This window comes from Chitinophaga sp. Ak27 (assembly GCF_012726295.1).
Classification (GTDB): Bacteria; Bacteroidota; Bacteroidia; order Chitinophagales; family Chitinophagaceae; genus Chitinophaga.
Genome location: NZ_JABAOB010000005.1, coordinates 159,887 through 183,575 on the forward strand (window position 1 = coordinate 159,887; position 23,689 = coordinate 183,575).

Genomic DNA, 23,689 nt, shown 5'->3' on the forward strand with positions numbered 1-23,689 from the left:
GCCAACACCAGCTCTTTGCAGCACTATTTTCTAACCTTTTAACATAGCGAACTCCTATGATATCTATCGTAATTCCTGTATTAAACGAAGGTGCTACCATACGCCAGGTTATCAAAACTGTAAAAAAAACGACCCGCAAAATTGAAATCATCGTGGTAGATGATAATTCTACGGATAATACTGTGGAAGAAGCCATGAAGGAACAAGTGAGGGTAATTACCAGCAGCCAGCGCGGAAAGGGTATCTCCATGCGTGAAGGTATGATGGCTGCAAAACACGAAATCATCGCGTACGTAGATGGCGATATTCTTACTTACCCAGATAATATAATTGACCTATTAACCGGTCCTATTGAAAAAGACGAAGCCGACTTCGTCAAATCCTACTTTGAAAGGCAGGCTGGCAGGGTCACTCAATTGGTGGCCAAGCCGCTGCTGAGCATTTTGTACCCCGAGCTGTCCCATTTTCAGCAACCACTCAGCGGCATGATTGCTGCGCGCAAATCATTTCTATCGAGAGTACATTTCGAAAATGATTATGGAGTAGATATTGGTTTGCTGATAGATATGCATCATCTGGGCGCCCGCATCGTAGAAGCAAATATCGGCAAAGTGGAAAACGCCATGCAAACCTGGGAACAACTGAGTAAGATGTCGAGAGAAGTATCCCGCACAATTCTACGTAAGGCGGAAAATATTCCCCAGGAAAACCTGGAAACATTGGGAAATATTAACCTGATCCGGGAACAAATGGAATATTCCATCCTGGAATCTATTGATAAATTACAAAAGATGGTCATCTTCAACCTTGACCAGGCAGTATTCACACAGAGTTATCTTGAATGGGCCGCGGTGGCCTTCGACCAGGAAGATACCTGGCATGAAATACAATCTGCCCGTTACGATCCTATCACTACCATGCGATTGAGCGCCCGTATTTTCGATGGACGCAATATTGCGGAGTTGCTGGAAGTAGCTGATAGTGTTCCTTTAGTGCCAGGTATCAGGGAAATTGTCCGGGAATTAAAGAAAAGAGGATACGCCTGTGGTCTTGTTACAGACGGATTTGGTATGGTGGCCCGCCATATCAAAAATAAGCTGGGAATGGACTTCGCACTGGCGAATAAACTACACTTAATTAATAGCGTAGCTACCGGCGAATTCAGTGAAGCCGATTACTTCATGAAAGATGGAGAATACTGTAAGAGCAATATGTTTCCTTACATCAAGGAACAATTTCATATCAACACACAAAATATTATTTACGTCGGTGATGGACATCTTGACCGGAAACTATTGACAGAAGCGGGTATAGGCGTTGCGTTTTGTCCACAGTACCGTGGTAATGCTGTAGAAAAGGTTGCCGATAAAATCATTAAAGGATTGTCACTCGCGCCATTATTAGATATTGCACAGGCTAGTCCGGCTAAATTTGGTATTAAACTGCCGGCTATTTCCAGGAAGCAGGCACGCAACATAGGTGTGGGCAGCTTAGTGGGGTTAGCGGGAGCAGGATTAATATACCTGCTCACCCGTGAGCAGAAAGCCAGGAGAAGGTCGGGGCAGCAACAGGCATAAGGCTTATGCCTGTTCGTAAAAAATAAACAAGGCGAATGATCAAAGTGATCATTCGCCTTGTTTATTATAATTTATGCAGCGTTATGCGCTGGGTTATTTGCTTTTCGCCAGTTTAGCTTCAATACTCAAGGTAGCATGAGGTACAGCTCTGAGTCGCGCTTTATCGATGAGCTTACCGGTTACACGACAAATACCGTAGGTTTTGTTTTCGATACGTACCATGGCTTTTTCCAGGTGATCGATAAACTGAATCTGACGGCTGGCCATCTGGTTGAGCTGCTCTCTTTCCTGGGAGCCACTACCATCTTCCATGCTCATGTATTTATTTTCGGTATCATCAGTACCGGCTTCGTCTTTACGGGTGATTAAGCCTTGCAGGTAAATCAGTTCTTTCTTCGCTGATTCCAGTTTTTTCTGAATCAGTTCTCTAAACTCCTGAAGATCGGAATCACTATATCTGTATACAGGACCACTTGGCGTGGCTGGCTGATCCAATACCGATTTGGTAAATTCGGGCTGATAAGTTACTAAAGTAGCTTTCCCGCCCTTTTTCTCCGTTTTATCGGATTTTTCCACTTTTTCGGGTTTTTCGGATTTTTCCGCCTTCACTGATTTTTCCGCCTTAACAACTGGCTTTTCAGCTGCCTTTTTTGTGGATTCTTTTTCCTTAGCAACTTCTACCTTAGTATCTGCTTTCTTTACTGCCATCGTTTTAAGTTCTTTTTCTTCTGACTTAGAAATAAATGGTTTCTCTTTTTCAGCGGAAACACTTTTCGTAACCACTTGCTGCTTTACAACAGGCTCTTTTTTAACGGTCGATTTTGCGGGTACAGCAACTTTCTTGACAGATGATGATTTACTGTTAGTTATGGCTGACGCCTTTTTCACTGCAACTTTAGGCGCCGGAGCGGTCTTTTTCACAGGACTTTTGGCTACCACGGCTTTTTTTGCTGCTGATTTTGCGACTGCTTTGGGAGCTGTCTTTGCAGGGACAGCTTTTTTAGCAGCTGCTTTCTTCGGTGCAGGTGCCGCTTTCTTGGCGGGCGCTGGCTTGGCAGCTGTTTTCTTAGCTGGTGTTGCCTTGGCCACAGTTTTCTTCGCCGGAGCCGCCTTTTGGGTCGTTTTACTAGCAACCTTCTTTTTTGTTGCCATGGGGGATTAGCTTTTTTTGTTAACTAATACATTAAATTTAAGGTCATTCACCTCTATTTCTGTACCATCCTGTAGTTGCTCCACTAATTCCAGGCTGTCTGCCAAAATTTCCGTGCAAATATAGTCATTATAGTTTACAATGGCCGAGTTGAGCGAATCCACTCGTTCCACTGTTACATTGATTCTGTCAGTTAATGCAAAATCGCTATCCTTACGGATTTTTTGAATCCGGTTCACCAGTTCCCTGGCGTTTCCTTCATCCTGTAACTGGGAAGTAATAGTAATATCGAGCGCTACCGTTAAAGCGCCTTTATTAGCTACTGTCCATCCCGGGATATCTTCAGAAATGATTTCAACATCAGAGAGTTGAATCTGCAATTGCTCGCCTTCCACAACCAGGTTGAAATGGCCGTCACGTTCGATGGTGGCTATATCTGCTTCTGTGAATCCGCCGATAGCGGCTGCCACAGATTTCATCTTGGCTCCCATTTTGCCACCCAGCGACTTGAAGTTAGGCTTGATCTTTTTCTTGATAAAACCTTCCGTTTCCGTAAGATAATCAATCCCTTTGACATTCACTTCACTTTTTATAAGGTCGGCTACCTTTTCAATCTGTTCTTTCATCCGGCTATTTGACACCGGGATCAGGATTTTCTGCAGAGGCTGCCTTACTTTGATATTCACCTTCTTGCGCAAGGATAATACCAACGATGAAATATCCTGCGCCAATTGCATTCTTTCTTCCAGGTCGGCATCCACAGCCCCTTCATTAACCATCGGGAAATCGGTATGGTGCACGGAACCAGCCTTACTACGCCCGCTGACACTATTCAGGTTGCCAAACATCCAGTCGGTGAAGAATGGGGAAACCGGGGCCATCAATTGCGTAATTTTCTCCAAACACTCATATAAGGTCTGGTAAGCACTAATCTTATCATGTTCGTATTCTCCTTTCCAGAACCGGCGACGACAAAGACGTACATACCAGTTACTCAGTTGTTCATCTACAAAACGCTCGATCGCACGGCCTGCCTGGGTAGGCTCATAATCATCAAAATTAGCCGTCACATCCTTAATCAGCGTATTCAGCACAGAAATGATCCAACGGTCAATTTCCGGACGCTCTTCCAGCGGAATATAAGCCTCCTTGAAAGTAAAGCTATCAAGGTTAGCGTACATCGCGAAGAAGTTATAGGTATTATATAAGGTGCCAAACAACTTGCGTTGCGCTTCTCCTATACCTTTAATATCGAATTTCAGACTATCCCAGGGAGAAGCATTGGTAATCAGGTACCAACGTGTGGCATCTGCACCAAATTTTTCAATGGTATCGAAAGGATTGACAACGTTGCCAAGGCGTTTACTCATTTTTTGCCCTTTCGCATCCAATACTAATCCATTAGAAACTACCGTTTTGTAAGCTACGCTGTCAAATAGCATTACACCCAAGGCATGCAGGGTATAAAACCATCCGCGGGTCTGATCTACTCCTTCCGCAATGAAATCGGCAGGAAATGCCTTGCCATTATCAACCAGCTCTTTAGCTTCAAATGGATAATGTGATTGCGCATAGGGCATTGCACCGCTATCAAACCAAACATCGATTAAGTCTGGTTCTCGGCGCATTGGTTTACCTGAAGGGCTTACCAATATGATATCATCTACATATGGTTTATGCAGATCAAGTATACCTTCATGGAGGTAAGACTTATTCACTTCACCGCCTAATACCTGGTTGGCTTTACGGATTTCAGCGTTCAGCTCTTCTATTCCACCGATACAAATTTCTTCACTTCCATCTTCTGTACGCCAGATAGGCAGAGGAGTTCCCCAGTAGCGACTACGGCTCAGGTTCCAGTCTACCATGTTTTCCAGCCAATTGCCAAAACGGCCTGTCCCCGTAAAGGACGGCTTCCAGTTAATCGTTTTATTCAACTCTACCATCCGGTCTTTTACTGCAGTGGTTTTGATAAACCATGCATCCAGCGGATAATATAAAACCGGTTTATCCGTACGCCAGCAGTGTGGATAAGTATGCTCGTATTTCTCTACCTTGAAAGCCCGATTCTCTTTCTTCAATTTCACCGCGATATCAACATCCACATCTTTGTAATCAGGATCATCTTTATAATTCTTTACGTACCTGCCGGAGAACTCGCCAACATTATCAGTGAATTTTCCTTCCCGGTCTACCAGCGTCAATATGCCAATACCATTCTTTTTTCCTACCCTGTTATCATCCGCACCAAAGGCCGGTGCTGTATGTACGATACCGGTACCATCTTCAGTGGTCACAAAATCACCGAGGATTACGCGGAAGGGATCTCCTTCTTCAGGCTGGGTAAAAGGCAGCAACTGCTCGTAACGGATATTTTCCAGCTGGCTTCCCTTAAAGCTTGTCAAAATCTTCCATGGAATCACTTTATCGCCTTCCTGGTAAGCATCAAAGCCGCCATTTTCACCTTCTGCCTTGAAATATTTGCCTAACAATACTTTTGCCACTACTACATTCACAGGGAGATGTGTGTATGGATTAAAAGTTTTCACGAGCACATATTCAATATTGGCACCTACTGTCAAACCAAGATTGGAAGGGAGTGTCCATGGAGTAGTAGTCCAGGCGAGGAAAAATACCTCAGGGGATCCGGCAGCATCGAACAGGAACCGCGAATTTTCTGCCTGTAATGCCTTAAACATAGCTACTACGGTGGTATCCTTTACATCTTTATATGTGCCTGGCTGATTAAGCTCATGTGAACTTAACCCAGTACCGGCTGCAGGGGAGTAGGGTTGAATGCTGACGCTTTTGTATAAGAATCCTTTCTTATAGAGTGTTTGCAGGCACCACCACAACGATTCTATATAGTTATTATCAAAGGTAATATAAGGGTCATTCAGGTCTACCCAATAACCCATTTTACGGGTCAGATCATCCCACTTGTCTTTATATTTCAGTACTTCCTTACGACAAGTATCATTGTATTCAGCGATGGAAATCTTTTTGCCAATATCTTCTTTAGTAATACCCAGCATCTTCTCTACTCCCAGTTCTACAGGCAAACCATGAGTATCCCACCCACCTTTACGCTTTACCTGGAAACCACGCATCGTTTTATAACGACACACCAGATCTTTCAGGGTACGCGAAATCACGTGGTGAATACCGGGCAAACCATTGGCGCTTGGAGGTCCTTCGTAGAACACAAACGGAGTAGCGCCTTCACGCTCTTCCACGCTTTTTTCAAAAGCCTGGTGCTGCTCCCAGTGTTGCAGTATATCTTTCTCGATCTGAGGTAAATTCAACTGGTTGTATTCCTGATATTTGCTGGACATAAAACAATTCCCCGCCCTTTGATGTTATTTAGACAATAAATGATTAAAATTGTGCAAAGTTAAGAAATAACACTGGCTCCTAAAGAGGGAACTTTGCCAAAAAACCTGCTTTTTAGACATTTTTTATTGTTTTTTTATTACTTTGCAATAAAGAGGATATAAATTACGTTTTTGGCATTGTTTTAGCTAATTTGCCAGGAAGATTAGAAAAACCTAGTAGTTAATTTTAACCCAACGAAAAAAACCATATCGATATATGAAAAAGTTGACGTTAATATTTTGCGCGGTTCTATTCACTTCCGGCATAACTTTTGCACAGCAAAAAAAATCAGTTAAAAAAACAAAGGTAGTTGCCAAAACGGTGCAGGCACCGGCGGCAGTTAAAAGTTCTTTTGATCAGAATTTTGCGGGAACATCAGCTGCTAAGTGGACAAAGACAAGTGCAGGACATTGGACAGCAAGTTTCCAAAAAGACAATATAAACACTACTGCGGAGTATGACGCGGATGGCAAATGGATTGCCACGAGAAGTGCTTATGATGCTCAAAATCTCCCGGAATCAGTGGCTGGTACACTGAAAACAAAATATCCGGCAGCTACTATAAAAGATGGCTGGAAAATTGAGAGATCAGATGTAGCTTCATACTACAAAGTAAATATTCAGGATAATGGTGCGGATAAGGCAGTGCTGTTGAACGAAGCAGGAACCATTACTGAATAACACAAACACGTATTTCATAGGTATAGGGATAAATAGGACAGACCCTGCTCTTTTGGGCGGGGTTTTCTTTTTTTGCAAAACAACAAAACAGCCGCCATATAGAGGGATTCCTCTTTATACGGCGGCTGTTTTTACAATATTTTTGAAAACAAAAAGTCGCTCGCAGAAGCGAACGACTTTTATAAAATCTGGTAAAAGCTTTCCTGGCAAGATGCATTTATTCAATGGTGTTTGATATACATGCAAGTCATTTATGGCTTTACATACTTTTTGCCAGCAAAGCTCTTCCCATGGTCAAATCTAAGGAAGCTTATTGGAAGTGCAAATAGATATCTGCTTATCGTGTTACAAAGAAACACCTATATTTTATCTTCGATTTGTCGAATCGGGAAAACTAATGATCGAAAAGGGAAAATGAAGCCATAACCACCACCAAAGCGGACTTCATTCAGAAAGGCATCTCCGGAAAACAATAAAGTAAATTCAGGCAATCACTGCCGGTTAGCGCAGCAATAATTCACACGGCTTTAATCCCGTATGCTTTTTAAATGCAGTGGAGAAGTGAGAGATACAGGAATATCCCATCAGCATGGCTACTTCAGAAACAGACATTCCTTTTTCATACAGCAGTCCTTTGGCCTTTTCCATCCTTTCCTTCTGGAAATAATCATAAATGGTAGTGCCATACATGGCTTTAAAACCTTTCTTCAGGTAACACTCATTCATGGCTACCCTGCGGGCCAGGTCGCGGATGGTAATAGGAGAATCCAGCTGTTCCAGTAAAATACCCCGGGCATTTTCTATTTTTTCGCGGTCTTCCAGTTGAGTCAGGAAGCGGCAACCATAGCGCTCATCGGTATCATTTTCGATAAACTGGTCAGAACTGTATAGTAACAGGTCCAATGCACGGCTCTGAAGGAATATGTTTTTGAGCATACCTTCATAATCATGATGTACCATCGTTTCCAATACCGACTTGGATTTAGTACAGGGCTGGATGGTTTTCACAAAAGGCTTGCGGGATTGATTTTCAAATAGGGAGGAGGTAGTAGTTCCCTTCTGTAAAGATTGAATGAAAGCAGGTTGAAACCGAACCGAAATCAGGTCTACCGAAGGTACCCGGTCTACGCAGGCTTCTTTTTTACCTTCAGAACAAAGCTGATCGGTACAGGAAGGATTTTTACAGTATTTGCTGCCTGCAACACAGTACCGCAGCTCAATGGCGGCAGATTGCCCCCTTTTGGCTGGCTGGTAAATTACCATAGCCACATCTTCAACAGGCAACGGTTTGTCATATATAAAACGCTGCAATGTAAAATCCAGACAATCAGGCACTGACACATTATCCTGTTCGGCCAATTGTAACTGGTCGCTCATGGCGGGCTGCGGAATAGCTAATGACAATATTTCCTGTATTTCTTTCACTTTACCTGTTTTTTAATGCCAAGCTGTTATACGAAGTCACAAATTTAGGGATTCATTTTTTAAAGAAACAGGGTTTGACAATCCCCTTACAAAACGACAAAGCGGCAGTCGGGCACTTTTCGCCAGGAAAGTTATCTGGCAGCGCTTCTGGTATAAATTTCGTTTATGCCTGACCGATGGGCACCGGACGACTTAATATATTGAAAGCGGCCAAAATAGTGCTGGCCATATGTGGGGTACTTGCCTTAGTGGCCGTAGGTGTTGGCTGGTATCTTAATCAACACTGGAAAAAGCTATTGGAAAAAGAACTGCCGGCATATGTAGCCAGTATGTCTGACAGTCTCTATATAGTAAAATTCCAACACCTGTCACTCGATGTACTTTCCGGTAACCTCACCCTTGAAAAGGTGAGCATGGTAGCGGATACACAGGTATACCAGCGACTGTTGGCCCGGCACCAGGCGCCGGTAAATGTGTATACTGTCAGTGCAGATAAATTACAACTGGAGTATTTCAAAACATGGCGCTACTTCCTGGCTGGTAAGCTCAATGCAGCCGCAGTGAACGTTATCAACCCCGACATTACACTGGAACAAAATCTTACTGTAAAGGATAGTACTCAACCCAAAACCGCGTGGCAGCAGCTATCACCGGAAATTAAGTCCGTGTTCATAGGCAAGCTGCGGTTGGACAGCACTCATTTCAAGTATGTTTTTATCCGTCAGGACTCCTCCCGGGTGGTCCATGAATTTGAACACTTAAGCCTTCAGGTCAATGATTTACTGATAGACTCTCTCGCCATGATTGATCCTTCCCGCTACCTCTATGCCCGTAATTATGAAATTGGCATGAAGGATTACTCCTGCAATACGCCTGATAGTCTTTACCGGATTAATATAAATGGTATCCGGTACGATGCCGCCATGCGCACCCTTTATATAGAGCGGGCAGCACTCATTCCGCGATATGACAGCAACGTTTTTCAGCAGAAAACAGGCGTGCAACAGGATCGGTATGAAGTACTGCTGACCGGAATCCGTGTTGACAGGCTACATCCGCAACTATTGCTACAGGAGCAGCAGATATGGGCAGCGTACATCGATATCAGTGGCGGTAGCATACAGATATACAGGGACCGGCAGCAGCCGATGCCTTCCGGTAACAAACTGGGGAAATATCCACAACAGTTGTTACAACGGTTCAGGGTCCCGGTGTATGTAGATACAGTTACCATTGATAATATGCAATTGAGTTATACTGAATTAAGCAATGAAACTCATCAAACGGGGAGCATCTACTTTAATCATATACATGGCCAGTTTGGTAACATTACCAATATAGACAGCATAGTGGCGGAAAACCGGCAGATGACAGCCAATTTCGATGCGGTATTTATGAACAGTGGCAAATTGACGGCCCGGTTCAACTTCGACCTGAGCGACCCGTCGGGTAAATTCGCCGTTGCCGGCCAGCTAAAGAATATGAATGGGAAAGAACTAAATGTGGCGAGCAAGCCGCTGGGAATGATTGAAATCAAATCCTGCGATATCAATGATCTGACCTTTAATATCAGGGGAGACGAGCGGAGGGCAGAGGGGTTTGTAAAACTGCTGTATCAAAACCTGAAAATAGCCGTATTAACCCAGGATCCGGGCAGTAGGGAGCTCAAACGCAAAGGATTAGCCAGCCTGATAGCTAACATTATGATTATCAATGACAGTAACCCCTTAAAGGGAGAGCCCGTCCGTACAGTTACCGTACATCAGGCCCGGGATACCGGGAAATCGTTTTTTAACCTGGTGTGGAAAACTTTATTTAAAGGGGTAAAAGACATTGCTGGTGCAGGAAATCTATAGTGGAAAAATTGATGGGTCCTCCCTTGTTAAAAACAGCCATTCTTTTGTGGAAATAAGCCTTATTTTCCGTATTTTTGCATGATTGTCTACCATTTTTATTTCTAATAGATTTTACACCAACATATGAGCGAAGAATTAGTGCAAGCACCCAGCCCCAGCAGCAACGGATATGATGCGGGGAGTATACAGATATTGGAAGGTCTGGAAGCCGTACGTAAGCGTCCAGCCATGTATATCGGCGATATTGGCATCAAGGGGCTTCACCACCTGGTTTACGAGGTGGTAGACAACTCCATTGACGAGGCCCTGGCCGGATATTGTAAGAATATTGAAGTTACCATCCTGGAAGACAACTCTATCCGGGTAAAGGATGATGGTCGTGGTATTCCTACGGGTATTATCCCTAAGGAAGGCCGCTCAGCACTGGAGGTGGTAATGACGGTATTGCACGCCGGTGGTAAATTTGATAAAAACACTTACAAGGTTTCCGGAGGTTTGCATGGTGTGGGTGTGAGTTGCGTAAACGCGCTGAGTGAAGTGCTGAATGTAACCGTAGAACGTGAAGGAAAGATATTTCAACAGGAATACCATCGTGGGATTCCTCAATATGCTGTAAGAGAAATCGGCGACAGTGAAGCTACCGGTACCACTACTCATTTTAAACCGGATGGTGAAATCTTCAAGGATACTACCTATAACCGTGAGATACTGGCCGGTCGTTTACGGGAATTATCCTACCTGAACCGCAAAATCAAGATTACCTTATCTGATGAGCGGGAAAAAGATGAAGCAGGCAATATTTTCTCTGAAACCTTCTATAGCGAAGGTGGTATCAAGGAGTTTATCCAGATGCTGGATAAAAATGGCCGTCGTAACCCGCTGTTGCCGGCTCCTATCTATGTGGAAGCACATGATGCAGCCTCCAACGTATCTGTAGAAGTAGCTATGGTATACAATGATGCCTTCAGCGAAAACATCTTCTCCTATGTAAATAATATCAACACCATTGAAGGAGGTACACATGTGGCTGGTTTCCGCCGTGCCATTACACGTGTATTCAAATCCTATGGTGATAAGAATAAGTTATTTGAGAAATCGAAGGTAGAAGTTACCGGAGATGACTTCCGCGAAGGACTGAGTGCGATTATCAGCGTAAAAGTGCCTGAGCCGCAGTTCGAGGGGCAAACCAAGACCAAACTGGGCAACTCTGACGTAATGGGGGTAGTAGATAGCTCCGTTGCCGCCGTATTGGATGCCTTCCTGGAAGAAAACCCTAGGGAAGCCAAAACGGTGATTAACAAGGTAGTATTAGCCGCCCAGGCTCGTGAGGCTGCCCGTAAAGCCCGTCAGCTGGTGCAGCGTAAAAGCGTGATGACCGGAAGCGGTTTACCAGGTAAGCTGGCCGACTGCTCTGATAACGACCCTACCAAATGTGAACTATACCTGGTGGAAGGGGATTCCGCGGGTGGTACAGCCAAACAAGGCCGTAACCGTAACTTCCAGGCTATCTTGCCGCTGCGTGGTAAAATCCTGAACGTAGAAAAAGCCATGGAGCATAAGATCTACGAAGACAATGAGATCAAGAACATCTTCACTGCCCTGGGCGTAACCATCGGTACAGAAGAAGACGATAAAGCACTAAACCTCTCCAAGCTGCGCTATCATAAGCTCATCATCATGACGGATGCCGACGTGGATGGTAGTCACATTGCTACGCTGATCCTGACCTTCGTTTTCCGTTACATGAAAGCCATGGTAGAACAGGGTTATGTATACATTGCACAACCGCCGCTGTATCTCGTAAAGAAAGGGAAAGAGCAGATATATGCCTGGACAGAAGAACAGCGTAAAGAGGCCACTGTTAAACTGGCTGCCGGCGGTAAAGAAGATAATGTAAACGTTCAGCGTTATAAAGGTTTGGGAGAGATGAACGCAGAGCAGCTGTGGGATACCACCATGAACCCTGAGTTTCGTACCCTGAAACAGGTAACTATTGAAAGCGCTGCAGAAGCAGACCGCGTATTCAGTATGCTGATGGGAGATGAAGTGCCTCCGCGCAGAGCGTTTATTGAATCGCATGCGAAGTATGCGAAAATCGATGCATAATTACGTATATACGTTAATGTTATAAATAAAAAACCTTCCGTCAACAGCGGAAGGTTTTTTATTTATCTCTTAGAAAAATGAAAATGTTTTTTATGTTGCTGCTGCGGCACTGAAAAATTTTTCCTATCCTTCTTTCGTCAAAATATAATTCGCTAAAAACTGGTAACCGAATACGCCTATCAGCATAACGGTCACGAATATATTAAAAGCTTCTTTGGTCACGAACGCGTAGGCTATACCAGCCACTGCTATAGCGGCAAGTCCAAGGGTATACCATTTTACAATGCGGCGGTTCTTTGGGCTCTGTGGCATGTAAATACCTGCTGCTGGCAAGAGCATTACACCTGTACAAAGGCATAGCGCCAGCAGACCTGGCAAATTAGTGATCCAAAAGGCCCCGGCAGCAAGCAATGCTATAGCGAGGAGTATGCCTACAATAGTGGATACTTGTGTTTGTTCCGGGCTGAGGGCATATCTTCCGTATGGATTAAGGCGGAGAAACAGGTTACTAACCGGGGTAATAAGCCAGGTAGAAATGGCCAGCAACGCCAGGAGTACATATACAGGGAAGAACACCCTGCTGGCAATTTGCGTCAGGATAAAAAGGGCGGCGATGATCATCCATTGCGTACGGGCTTTTTGTCGCCCCATAAAGAATGCATAATTGAGGAACTGCCGGTACAGCCAGTACCTGGCTTTCATAGCCTGTACCATACCATTACGCGCCCAATCGTTGTTGGGATCTATCTTCAGTGATTCCCTGAAATGTTCCAGTGCTTTACGGTGATTGCCGGCTTCCAACCATTTCCAGCCAAGGTTGGCGTGTGTGTAGGCATTTTCCGGGTTGTGCTCCAGTGCTTCATGCAAATTGGAGAAGGCTTCTTCCTTTTTACCCAGGCTAAACAGGGCGTGAGAGCGGAGGTTGAGGCAGGCTTCATTTTCCGGATTCACGGCAAGCCCTTCTTCCGCCTTTTGTAGTGCAGCTTCGTAGTCTTTTTTCGACAGCAGGATCTGGCTCCAGATAGCAAAATAATCTGCATGATGCGGGTTGATGGCGACTGCACCACTGATGGCCCTGATAGCTTCATTATATTGATTTTTCATCAGGGCTATCCTTGCCAGCAGGTACAGGAAACGTTCATCATAAGGCGCAAAGCTGAGGGTATTGCTGGCTACCTGTGCGGCTTCTGTATCATTTCCTGTTTCCAGGTAACATACCGCCAGGAGGAAAAGTGCATCTGTATCATGAGCATTGGTACTGAGGTGTTGGCGAAGGGCGGTAAAGGCATCTTCGAAGCGGCCCTGCTGAACCAAAATCTGAGCGCGCTGAATTAATACAGCCATAAAACGTTATTTCTTAATATCCAGGTATTTCAGTACATCATCATAAAGACCGGTTTCATTGGAATACAGCGCATAGTTACGAGCGGTATTAAACCATTCCTTGGTGGTAGGCTTGTGTATTTTAGCGGCTTTTAGTAATTCTTTCTGTGTGATAGGCTGTGGTACACCTTTCTGCAATGCTTCCAACAATTTTTCTTCGGTAGCTATATCTACAATCGCTTTGAGATCCGCTCCGGAGTAGCCGGCAGTGGCTTTGGCAATGGCAGAGTAGTCAATGTCGGCTACCGGTTTGTTTTTTAGTTGGAGTTTCAGAATTTCTTCCCGTCCACCTGTTTCCGGTGGCGCCACGAAAATAATTCTGTCGAAGCGGCCAGGACGGCGGAATGCCGGGTCGAGGCTCCAGGGGGCGTTGGTAGCGCCAATGATGAGTATATTTTCATTGCTGGCTGCGATGCCGTCCATTTCTGCCAGGAACTGGTTAATGATATGAGTAGCGCCTGTTTGGCGTAATGCCGACCGGTTGGCGCCCAGGGCATCTACCTCATCAAAAAATAACACACAGGGCTTACTTTGTCTTGCGAGTTCAAACAGGCTATGCAGGTTCTTTTCGCTGGTGCCTACCCACATGTCCAATACATCGTGTATGCCTACATTAATGAATTCAGCCTGTATTTGTCCGGCAGTAGCTTTAGCCAGGTAAGTTTTACCACAACCGGGAGGACCATATAATAAGATACCGCCTCCGGCTTTTTTGCCATAGGCTTTATAGAGATCCGGGAATTGCAGGGGCTTAATGATTTTCAGGTCTATTTCCTGTTTCTCTCTTTCCATACCACCTACATCAGAAAAGTTGATCTCAGGCTTTTCCAGCATAAACAGGTTCTCCACGTCTTCTTCCTCGTCTTCCTCTCCACTGAATGATGCGGGGGAAGGCTGGGCGACCCTGAAAAGGCTGTCCAGGGCTTCATCGCGAAAGCCGGGGTTTATTTCCAGCAGGTGTTGATATATTTCTTTCGCGGGCTGCATGGACTGCTCCTTCACGAGGATACGGCAGTGCAGCAGGAGCGCATCGAAATGATCCGGTTCCCGATGTTCCAACTGTTCCAATACTACAATAGCCGCTGAGTATTTTTGCTGGTGATAGAATGTCCGCGCTAATCCCAGTTGTGCGGCAGTATTAGACGATGATAACTCCAGCACTTTTCTATATTGCTCTTCCGCTGCTGTATATTCATAATCCTGTAGCAGTACCTGTGCGAGGTGCATACGTAAAGGCACATTCTCCGGCGAAAACTGTACCGCCTCCTGCAATTGTTTAATTACTTCCGATGACATGATGTGCTTTAATTGAAAGTTCAGTAACCCCGTAATAATACGCATTTCGGGTACAAAAAAATTGTTAATTATAGTATTTTCATTACTTCCCTGGCTTCCCGGCCGGGTTAAAAAGATCTCCTTCCGGCGTTTTCACCACTGCAATTGGTGCTACTGAAAAAAATATCCAGCTACAACATGCAGATAACCAGATGACAGCACAATAGATTAACACCATATCCATATATAATTTATTTAATTCATTTTTTTTAACATATATTGCATTCACATTATCCCTATGCCAACAGTATTGACCAGTATCCTATGTTAATTTAAATTATCGCTGGCCGCTTAACCGGCGGCCGGCACTGGTTAAGTCTTGAAAGACGGCATGCCGAAAAACTTACGTAATGCGTATAAAATTATTATTGGCAGCCACTATTGCCATCGTAGGACTGGGTCTGAGCGCTTGTAACAAGAAAACCGACCTGGCACCCTCCAGCATTTTCACTTTTAAACTTGATACGATCAGTTATCACTCCAATTCTACTGAGGGATATTTGACAGACACCATTGAGGCTGGCAAAAAAACGCTGGTAGTAGACGGTGTTACCAATAATTTTGGTTACCATATGGAACTGATGGTTACTTTTCCCGATAGCATCCGGGTGGGTTCGTATGAGGCAGGAGCAGAAATGACGCTGATGGATATACAGCAGAAAGCAGTAGGTTATGTGAGCAAGACTATCAAAATAAATATAACGAGCATTAATAGTAAGCATGCGGAGGGCAACTTCTCCGGTGTATTAACAAATGGTGATATCGAAAAACCTTTAACGGACGGGACTTTTAAAGTCGAAATTTATTAAGCATTATTTTTAGATGAGTTTAGCTGGCCCTGCCTTTTGAGGCGGGGCCTTATTCGTATATTCGTTAATGTTATATTAAATATGTTTATTGTTTACCCTCAGTTAACAAATAATTTATACCCCCTTTTTTTCGCAGTGTTAACATTAAAGTTAAATTAGACTATAAAACTGATATTATTTTAACCATAAAACACAAAAATTGGCGTTTTTAAGCTTGCTTTATGCAGTCCTTAACAATTCCGTAATAATCTGTTAACATTCTGGTTGTTTTAGACTGTTTCCTTTGCACCTGTAAATACTTACCAGAGTTTATGAAATCATTCTTTACGCTACTAGCTAGCTTTATTGTAATCATTTTTGTCAACAACGCGCAGGCGCAGGTCACCACTTCTGTTATATCGGGTAAAGTAGCCGATGCAGGTGGACAGGCAATTCCTGGCGTTACCGTCGTTATCGTGAATAACGGCACTGGCGCAAAATCCGGTGTACAAACTAACACCGATGGCCGCTACATACTGCCTAACCTGAACCCAGGCGGTCCTTATACTATTACAGTTTCATTCATTGGTTATAAAAAAGAAGTAAAAGCGGATGTGAACCTTCCGCTGGGAACCACCAACTACAACTTTAAACTGCAGGAAGAATCTACTGCACTGAGCGAAGTAGTAGTAACCGGTACTGCCGGCGGATCTAAAGCAGGTGGTACCAAAATTGGCCAGGAGCAAATTAAAACCTTGCCTACCCTGAGCCGTAGCCTTCAGGATTTAACGAAAGTGACTCCGCAGAGCAACAACAACTCCTTCCTGGGTACCAACTACCGTTACAACAACGTAACCCTGGATGGTGCGATCAACAACGACGCGATCGGCTTTAGCCCTTCCCTCGGTGGACAGAGCAACACCAGCGGCCAGCCAGGTAGCAGCACTCGTACTAACCCCGTATCTCTCGATGCGATCCAGGATGTACAGGTATTACTGGCTCCATTTGACGTGAAAGTAGGTAACTTCCTCGGAGGTAGCGTAAACGCTGTAACCCGCAGCGGTACCAACGAAGTACACGGCTCCATTTATGGTTATGGCCGTAACGCTTCCATGATCGGTAAAAACAACGCCGGTGATGGTTCTAAATTACCAAGCGATTTCCACGAATATCAAACAGGTATCCGTTTAGGTTTCCCTATCATTAAGAATAAGCTGTTCTTCTTCACCAACGAAGAAATCACCCGTCGTGTAGACCCGGTAATCCTTGCCGCAGGTTCTGCTGATGGTGGTGGCATCTTAACCGAAAAAGATGCTGCTGATATCACCGCTTTAATGAAAAGCTATGGCGTAGACGCAGGTACCGCAGGTAACACCAGCATCTATTCCAATTCCAATAAATTCTTCAACAGGTTAGACTGGCACATCAATGATAAACACCAGCTGTCTATCCGTAACAATACTATCACTTCCGAAGCTACCAACCTGGAGCGTGACCAACAGAACTTCCGTTTCAAAGGCATCGACTTCAAACAGGTAAATAACCAGTCATCTACTGTAGCAGAACTGAAAAGTAACTTCAGCAGCACATTAGCCAACAGCTTGATCCTGGGCTACTCTAATGTACATGACTACAGAGATCCACTGTCTGACCCGGCTGTACCACAGATCCAGATTAAAGGTAGAACCAGCGGTACTACTATATTCCTGGGTACTGACCGTGAAGCCAGTATCTTCAACATGAAGCAAAAAACATTTGAAATTACTGATAACGTTACCTTATTTAAAGGAAACCATACTATCACTTTAGGTACACACAACGAGTTCTATAACATTACCTACGGTTTTGTGAACTCCTGGAATGGCCGTCTGGACTACAACAGCATTGAGGACTTCCTGGCCAACAATCCTAGCCGTGTTCGTGGTAACTACAACTACACCAACAATTCCCGTGATTATATTATGTCTAATCCTCCCGCACAGTTCAAAGCAAACCTGCTGAGCTTATACGGACAGGATGAAATCCAGCTGACAGATCGTTTCAAAATCACTCCGGGTATCCGTTTAGACTACACTGGTATTCCTAACAAACAACCGCTGAGTGATAAAACAATCAAAGCACCAGAAGATCCTAACTACGGAACTACCTACACTTACACTAAGCCTAAGGATATCAAAAATGACTTCCTGAATAACGTACAGATCTCTCCCCGTTTAGGATTTAACTACGACATTAAAGGTGACAACAGCCTGGTATTACGTGGTGGTACGGGCCTCTTCACCGGTCGTATTCCTTTTGCATGGATCGGTTATGCTTATTATAATAATGGTGTTACTTACGGTGCTTACGACCAGAAAGCTTCCAGCAAACCATTCGTAAATACGCCGCTGCCTGCTGCTAAACCATCTCCAAATGGTATCGCTGATTTCGCTGCGCAGAACGGTGCTAATACCAGCGCTTCCGGTGCTACCCAGGTAGATATGATCGACAACAACTTCAAAATGCCACAGGTATGGAGAAGTAGCCTGGCCCTGGATTATACCACTAAAGACATGTGGAAATTCAGCATCGAAGGTATCTATACTAAAGTGATTAAAGACCTGATGTTCCAACAAGTGAACCTGGTAGATAATCCTACTTACTATGCTTACGATGTAAATAAACAACAGCCAATCTACTCTGGCTCTAAAATCAATCCTTTATACACTAACGCTTACCTGCTGTCTAACACCGACAAAGGCTACCGTTACAGCATCACTGCCCAGATCTCCAAATCATTCCCATTCGGTTTGAATGCAATGGCAGCGTATACTTACGGACAAGCTAAAGACATCACCAACGGTATCCGTAACTCCATGGAGTCTAACTGGCAGCTGAACCAGGCTTTAAATCCAAACAACCCGGTACTGGCTTACTCTAACTTCGACGTTCGTCACCGTATCGTTGCTACCGTTAGCTACAAACAAGATTGGGGTACTAAAGGCAAATGGGTATCTAACTTCTCTGCCTTCTTCAATACCTCTTCCGGCTTACCTTATAGCTATGGTATCATCAATACCAGCGTACAGCTCCAGAACACGCCGCAGCAGCTGTCACTCGCTTACATTCCAAAAGATGTAACTGAAGCAACCAAATTCTTCGCTGATATCGCTGGTGGCAAAACTGCCGCTGAACAGGCTACTGCCTTCATGAACTATGTAAGCAGCGATAAATACCTGAATGGCCGTAAAGGTGAATTCACTGAACGTAACGGTGGCCGTACTCCATGGAATACACAAGCCGACTTCCGCTTCAGCCAGGACTTCAACTTCAAAGCCGGCAAACAACTGCACACCCTGACACTCACTTACGATATCGTGAATGTTACCAACCTGCTGAACAAGAACTGGGGTATCCAGTACTTCTCACCAAACACGTTCAACTCCTCTGCTAACATTGGTCTGAACCCAACTGGTAAGAAGTCTGCTGACAACTATCCTATCTATACTTTCTCTCAGCCAGGAGCTCCTTATTCAAAAGACTTCTTCGCATCACGTCACCAGATGCAGCTGGGTCTGAGATACTCTTTCTAAGAGAAACCTACACAACATAAAAGAGAAAGCCCCCTGCAGACATCTGCGGGGGGCTTTCTCTTTTATGTTGTGCGACTGTTTATTTAATACCGAATACTGCTCTTACTTCTGCGCGGATCTTAATAGTTTTTACTTCCACATCTGAAGCGGCTTCTTCACCGGCCATATTGGATTTAGCCATGTACATTACCGGCCGAACATCGGAATAGTTATCCGTATTCATTTCCTGGATTTCGATGACACCATCTACTTTATTACCGATAGCTGCCAGCATATATTCTGCCTTATCTTTTGCGGCCTGCAAGGCTTTAATTTTCACTTCCTTGCGGTAAGCTTCCATTTTGCTGGAAGAGAAAGATGCAATCCTGGTGTTTTCAATACCTTCTGCGTCTACTGCTCCCAGGATATCATTGATTTTGTCGAGCTTAGTTAATTTAAGGCGATATTGCTTACGCGCCATAAACTCTGCCGGATCTTTCTTTTTACGAAATACCTCGAAGTTGTTGCCATACACATTTTCTACGGTAAGGTCGCTTTTGGGAATGCCCGCATCTGAAACGGCTTTTTGTAATTGTTTCTCTAAAGTAGAGATGTCTACTTTATTCTTGCCTTTCATGTATTCACGCAATGAGATGTTGAAATAAATTTCGTCGGGTGTTATTTCCATTTCAGAAGTTCCATTGACTTCTATTTTCTTTACTGGTTGTTTATCTGCCTGCTGAGCAAAAGCGCCGCCCAAAGCAAAAAATAATCCCGCTGCTAATAACATTACCTTTTTCATGTGTCGATGTTTTTCTATTGTTTAAAAAAATATTGTTTGTTGTTAAGTACGCCATCATGATGCTGCAGATGAAAGCGATTTCATAATAGCACTTCTTAAAATTTTGTTAATGCACATTTACAAAAATAGCATCATACATTTCACTATATAAATGAAACGATTATGATATAATAATGTTACAGGAAACTATTGACGGCTGTCCGTCATTGCTTTGAGGAAGTCGTGTAAATCATTCATATTACGTATACGGGAAGCCACCAGCATGAAGTTTTTGCCCACTTGCTTGAGTTTGGCGTTGTTTGTACGGGTTTGGATATACGTTAAAATATGGTTGAATGTAGGCGATTCAAAATAAGGAGAATCGGGGTTATTGATAAAATAGCAACGCAGGTTTTCTTCTTTCAGCATCATCTTCTCGAAGCCCAGTTGTATGGCCATCCAACGGCAGCGAATAGTGGTGAGCAGATCTTTTACCGGATCCGGCATAGGTCCAAAGCGGTCAACGAGTTCATTGGCAAAGGCTTGCAGTTTGCCTTCCTCCATCGTATTATCTAATTCCTGGTAGAGGTTTAAACGTTCCTGGATACTTTCTATATAAGTATCAGGGATGAGTATTTCCAGGTCGGTATCGATGGTACAGTCGCTGACAAAGTCTTTCTTTTGCTCCAGCTGATCTTTAAACAAGTCGCGGAATTCATTTTGTTTCAGTTCGCGGATGGCTTCATCCAGGATTTTCTGGTACATATCGAAGCCTATTTCTGCCATGAAGCCGCTTTGTTCTCCACCCAGCAGGTTGCCGGCGCCACGTATATCCAGGTCGCGCATGGCAATCTGGAAGCCGCTTCCCAGCTCACTGTGTTGTTCAAGTGTTTGCAGGCGTTTACGACTGTCGGAAGTCAGTGTACTCATAGGAGGTGCCAGCAGATAACAGAATGCTTTCTTATTACTACGTCCTACGCGGCCACGTAACTGGTGCAGGTCACTCAACCCAAAATGGTGCGCATTATTAATGATGATGGTGTTGGCGTTGGGAATATCTACCCCGCTTTCTACGATGTTGGTACATACCAACACATCGTATTTACGGTCTATAAAGTCGAGGATAACTTCTTCCAGCTGATGTCCTTCGAGTTGTCCATGCGCCGTAGCGATCGACAGATCGGGGCAAAGCCCCTGAATGAGACCCGCCATTTCTTTCAGCCCTTTTACCCGGTTATGGATAAAATACACCTGACCACCTCTTTCTGTTTCGAAATAAATGGCATCGCGGATGAGGTCCTGGTTAAATACCTGCACTTCTGTTTCAATCGCCTGCCGGTTAGGTGGCGGTGTATTAATCACAGAAAGGTCGCGGGCGCCCATCAGCGAGAATTGCAGCGTTCTTGGTATAGGCGTTGCAGTTAGTGTGAGGGTATCTACGTTCTGCTTCAGTTGTTTCAGCTTCTCTTTGGCAGAAACGCCGAATTTTTGTTCTTCGTCCACCACCAGTACGCCCAGGTCTTTGAACTTCACATCCTTGCTCAGCAAGGCATGCGTACCGATGATAATATCTATCTTACCTTCCTCTAAACGTTTGAGCGTTTCTTTTTTCTCTTTGGAAGATTTAAACCTGTTGAGGTAGTCAACTGTGCAGGGGAAATCTTTGAGACGGTCTGCAAATGTTTTGTAGTGCTGGAACGCCAGGATGGTAGTGGGTACCAGTACGGCGGCCTGTTTACCATCTACAATAGATTTAAATGCAGCGCGGATAGCCACTTCTGTTTTACCGAAGCCCACATCACCACATACCAGCCTGTCCATAGGCGCCGGCGATTCCATGTCGCGTTTTACATCGGCAGTGGCCTTACTTTGATCCGGGGTATCTTCATAAATGAAAGATGCTTCCAGTTCTGTTTGCAGATATGTATCCGGCGTATGTGCAAATCCTTGCTGGGCCTTGCGCACAGCATATAGCTGTATCAGGTCTTTGGCAATATCTTTTACCTGCGTTTTGGCCTTTTCTTTCAGTTTATCCCAGGCATCGCTGCCCAGTTTGTTCACTTTAGGTTCTACGCCTTCTTTACCGGTATATTTACTGATTTTGTGCAGGGAGTTGATATTTACGTACAACAGGTCGTTGTTTTTGTAAATAATGCGGATGGCTTCCTGCATTTTACCGCCCACCTCAATCTTTTGCAAGCCACTATACATCCCCACGCCATGGTCGATATGCGTTACAAAGTCGCCCGATTGCAGTTCCCGCAAGGTTTTCATGGTAATTGCCTTATTCTTGTTGTAGGCTTGCTTTACTTTGTATTTGTGGAAACGTTGGAAAATCTGGTGATCCGTATAACAAACCAGTTTCAGCGAGTGGTCGATAAAGCCGCTGCTGATGGCTACGGGGATGGGAAAGAATACGAAATCGGCTTTGAGGTCTTCGAAGATACTCCGCAGGCGTTCGAGCTGGCGGGGGTTATCAGCGAATATAAAGAGCGAATATTTATTGCTGTTATGTTTGCCCAGGTCTTTGATCAACAGGTCAAACTGGCGATTAAACACTGGTTGTTCCTGGGTATCAAAAGTAATAATTGTAGGCGTGTGTCCCTGTTCCGTCAACCAGTCTTTGCTACCAAAAACGATGGTAGGTTTTTGTAAGAGTTGTTGCAGCAGGGGAGCGGCTTTCACGAAGTCGTCTTCTTTCAGCACCATTTCCTCATCTTCGTCAATCCTTACTTTCTGGCCGGTGAGCAGGAAATCGTCCAGGCGCTGTTCCATCTGTTCAATGACACCCTGTACATAGGCGGGATCTTTGATCCATACAACGGTGTTGTCTGGTAAAAAGGAAGAAAGCGACATTTTTCCATGGTCGGTGGCGGAGCCATGGGTGTCCATGTTGGCGATCAGGGTCACCTGGGTAAGCTTGCGTTCACTCAGCTGGGATTCCGGATCAAACAGACGTATAGAGTCGATATCTTCTCCAAATAATTCAATACGATAAGGTTTCTCGTTGCCAAAAGAGTAGATATCGAGGATACCTCCTCTTACGGCATACTGTCCGGGTTCATACACAAAATCGGTGGCATGGAATCCCCAGGATACCAGCTGATCCAGCAATGGATCTACTTTCAGCACATCGCCTACCTTCAGCTGCACCATGTTGGCATTGAAGGCTTTGTTGCCCGCTACTTTTTCCCAGAGGGCTTCCGGGTAGGTAACCAGTATCTTTTTACGGACGGTATCGCCGGAAAGCTTCATGAGTGCCTCCGTACGCAGCATACTGTGGCTGCTGTTAATTTCGTGAAACTGACCTGCTTTCTTGAAAGAGTCCGGGAAATAGAAGATATCGAGTGCCTGGCTGAGTTGTTCCAGGTCGTTATGGAAATAGGCTGCCTCCTCTTTATCGTTTAAGATGAAGAGATGGTTCGCATCTGCATGCGCCCAGGTGCTTACTGCCACAAAGTTTATTGCACTTCCACTGATGGAAGAAAGCTGAAAGTATTGTGGGGTGGGTGATTGTATCCCCTTCACCAGCGTCTGCAGGCGAGCATCACGTTGAAATAGTTGTAATACGGCCTGTAAATTCATGAAGAATGCAAAGGTAAAGAAGATTTACCGATTTTGATATTTGATGGGGGAGATATTTGAATCGCCGGCCCTAAATAGGCGCCGGACAGCTAAATA

The 23,689-nt window shown here is 44.5% G+C and carries 13 protein-coding genes; 6 read left to right on the forward strand and 7 right to left on the reverse strand.

Annotated elements, in window-relative coordinates; translation table 11 throughout:
• Positions 1-56: 56 nt before the first annotated feature.
• Entirely contained in the window at positions 57-1,577 is a 1,521-nt protein-coding gene (locus tag HGH90_RS18030) for a glycosyltransferase (RefSeq protein WP_168766627.1), read from the forward strand.
• A 93-nt stretch (positions 1,578-1,670) separates the two neighbouring features.
• Here HGH90_RS18030 and HGH90_RS18035 read toward each other — a convergent pair whose 3' ends face one another.
• Entirely contained in the window at positions 1,671-2,729 is a 1,059-nt protein-coding gene (locus tag HGH90_RS18035; protein ID WP_168766626.1) for a TraR/DksA C4-type zinc finger protein, read from the reverse strand.
• Positions 2,730-2,735: 6 nt separating this feature from the next.
• A complete protein-coding gene (gene ileS / locus HGH90_RS18040; RefSeq protein WP_169191666.1) occupies positions 2,736-6,062 on the reverse strand; it encodes an isoleucine--tRNA ligase in 3,327 nt (1,108 codons plus the stop codon).
• Positions 6,063-6,318: 256 nt separating this feature from the next.
• On the opposite strand from ileS, the gene HGH90_RS18045 reads away from it, so the two are divergent.
• Entirely contained in the window at positions 6,319-6,783 is a 465-nt protein-coding gene (locus HGH90_RS18045; protein WP_168766624.1) for a PepSY-like domain-containing protein, read from the forward strand.
• A gap of 501 nt (positions 6,784-7,284) precedes the next feature.
• Here the strand turns inward: HGH90_RS18045 and HGH90_RS32130 are convergent.
• Positions 7,285-8,208, reverse strand: coding sequence for a helix-turn-helix domain-containing protein (locus tag HGH90_RS32130; protein WP_169191667.1), 924 nt, complete (start codon positions 8,206-8,208; stop codon positions 7,285-7,287).
• Positions 8,209-8,384: 176 nt separating this feature from the next.
• Between HGH90_RS32130 and HGH90_RS18055 the strand changes: the two genes are divergently transcribed.
• On the forward strand, positions 8,385-10,064 hold the full coding sequence (locus tag HGH90_RS18055) for a hypothetical protein (protein WP_169191668.1): 1,680 nt from the start codon (positions 8,385-8,387) through the stop codon (positions 10,062-10,064).
• 123 nt (positions 10,065-10,187) lie between these two features.
• Positions 10,188-12,170: a DNA topoisomerase (ATP-hydrolyzing) subunit B gene (gene gyrB, locus HGH90_RS18060; RefSeq protein WP_168766621.1), complete on the forward strand. Its 1,983-nt coding sequence runs from the start codon at positions 10,188-10,190 to the stop codon at positions 12,168-12,170.
• 123 nt (positions 12,171-12,293) lie between these two features.
• Here the strand turns inward: gyrB and HGH90_RS18065 are convergent, their stop codons facing one another.
• Positions 12,294-13,514, reverse strand: coding sequence for a tetratricopeptide repeat protein (locus HGH90_RS18065; RefSeq protein WP_168766620.1), 1,221 nt, complete (start codon positions 13,512-13,514; stop codon positions 12,294-12,296).
• 6 nt (positions 13,515-13,520) lie between these two features.
• The gene (locus tag HGH90_RS18070; protein WP_168766619.1) at positions 13,521-14,849 is read right to left on the reverse strand and encodes an ATP-binding protein; all 1,329 of its coding nucleotides are present in this window, start codon (positions 14,847-14,849) and stop codon (positions 13,521-13,523) included.
• 389 nt (positions 14,850-15,238) lie between these two features.
• On the opposite strand from HGH90_RS18070, the gene HGH90_RS18075 reads away from it, so the two are divergent.
• Both HGH90_RS18075 and HGH90_RS18080 read left to right on the forward strand, forming a co-directional pair.
• Positions 15,239-15,697 (forward strand): hypothetical protein, encoded by a 459-nt coding sequence (locus HGH90_RS18075; protein WP_169191669.1) that lies wholly within the window; start codon positions 15,239-15,241, stop codon positions 15,695-15,697.
• A 311-nt stretch (positions 15,698-16,008) separates the two neighbouring features.
• Complete coding sequence (locus HGH90_RS18080; protein ID WP_169191670.1) at positions 16,009-19,248, forward strand: carboxypeptidase regulatory-like domain-containing protein; 3,240 nt, start codon at positions 16,009-16,011, stop codon at positions 19,246-19,248.
• 79 nt (positions 19,249-19,327) lie between these two features.
• On the opposite strand, the gene HGH90_RS18085 is transcribed toward HGH90_RS18080, so the two are convergent.
• Positions 19,328-20,029 carry an SIMPL domain-containing protein gene (locus tag HGH90_RS18085; protein ID WP_168766616.1) on the reverse strand — a complete coding sequence of 234 codons (702 nt, stop codon included), beginning with the start codon at positions 20,027-20,029 and terminating at the stop codon, positions 19,328-19,330.
• Between the two features lie 186 nt (positions 20,030-20,215).
• Positions 20,216-23,593, reverse strand: coding sequence for a transcription-repair coupling factor (gene mfd / locus HGH90_RS18090; protein WP_168766615.1), 3,378 nt, complete (start codon positions 23,591-23,593; stop codon positions 20,216-20,218).
• Positions 23,594-23,689 lie beyond the last annotated feature (96 nt).

Coding starts and splice junctions, on each gene's coding strand:
- HGH90_RS18055 (WP_169191668.1), top strand. CDS start 8,385: ATGGGCACCGGACGACTTAATATATTGAAAGCGGCCAAAATAGTGCTG.
- HGH90_RS18080 (WP_169191670.1), top strand. CDS start 16,009: ATGAAATCATTCTTTACGCTACTAGCTAGCTTTATTGTAATCATTTTT.
- ileS (WP_169191666.1), bottom strand. CDS start 6,062: ATGTCCAGCAAATATCAGGAATACAACCAGTTGAATTTACCTCAGATC.
- HGH90_RS18070 (WP_168766619.1), bottom strand. CDS start 14,849: ATGTCATCGGAAGTAATTAAACAATTGCAGGAGGCGGTACAGTTTTCG.
- HGH90_RS18075 (WP_169191669.1), top strand. CDS start 15,239: ATGCGTATAAAATTATTATTGGCAGCCACTATTGCCATCGTAGGACTG.
- gyrB (WP_168766621.1), top strand. CDS start 10,188: ATGAGCGAAGAATTAGTGCAAGCACCCAGCCCCAGCAGCAACGGATAT.
- HGH90_RS18065 (WP_168766620.1), bottom strand. CDS start 13,514: ATGGCTGTATTAATTCAGCGCGCTCAGATTTTGGTTCAGCAGGGCCGC.
- HGH90_RS18045 (WP_168766624.1), top strand. CDS start 6,319: ATGAAAAAGTTGACGTTAATATTTTGCGCGGTTCTATTCACTTCCGGC.
- HGH90_RS18085 (WP_168766616.1), bottom strand. CDS start 20,029: ATGAAAAAGGTAATGTTATTAGCAGCGGGATTATTTTTTGCTTTGGGC.
- mfd (WP_168766615.1), bottom strand. CDS start 23,593: ATGAATTTACAGGCCGTATTACAACTATTTCAACGTGATGCTCGCCTG.
- HGH90_RS18030 (WP_168766627.1), top strand. CDS start 57: ATGATATCTATCGTAATTCCTGTATTAAACGAAGGTGCTACCATACGC.
- HGH90_RS18035 (WP_168766626.1), bottom strand. CDS start 2,729: ATGGCAACAAAAAAGAAGGTTGCTAGTAAAACGACCCAAAAGGCGGCT.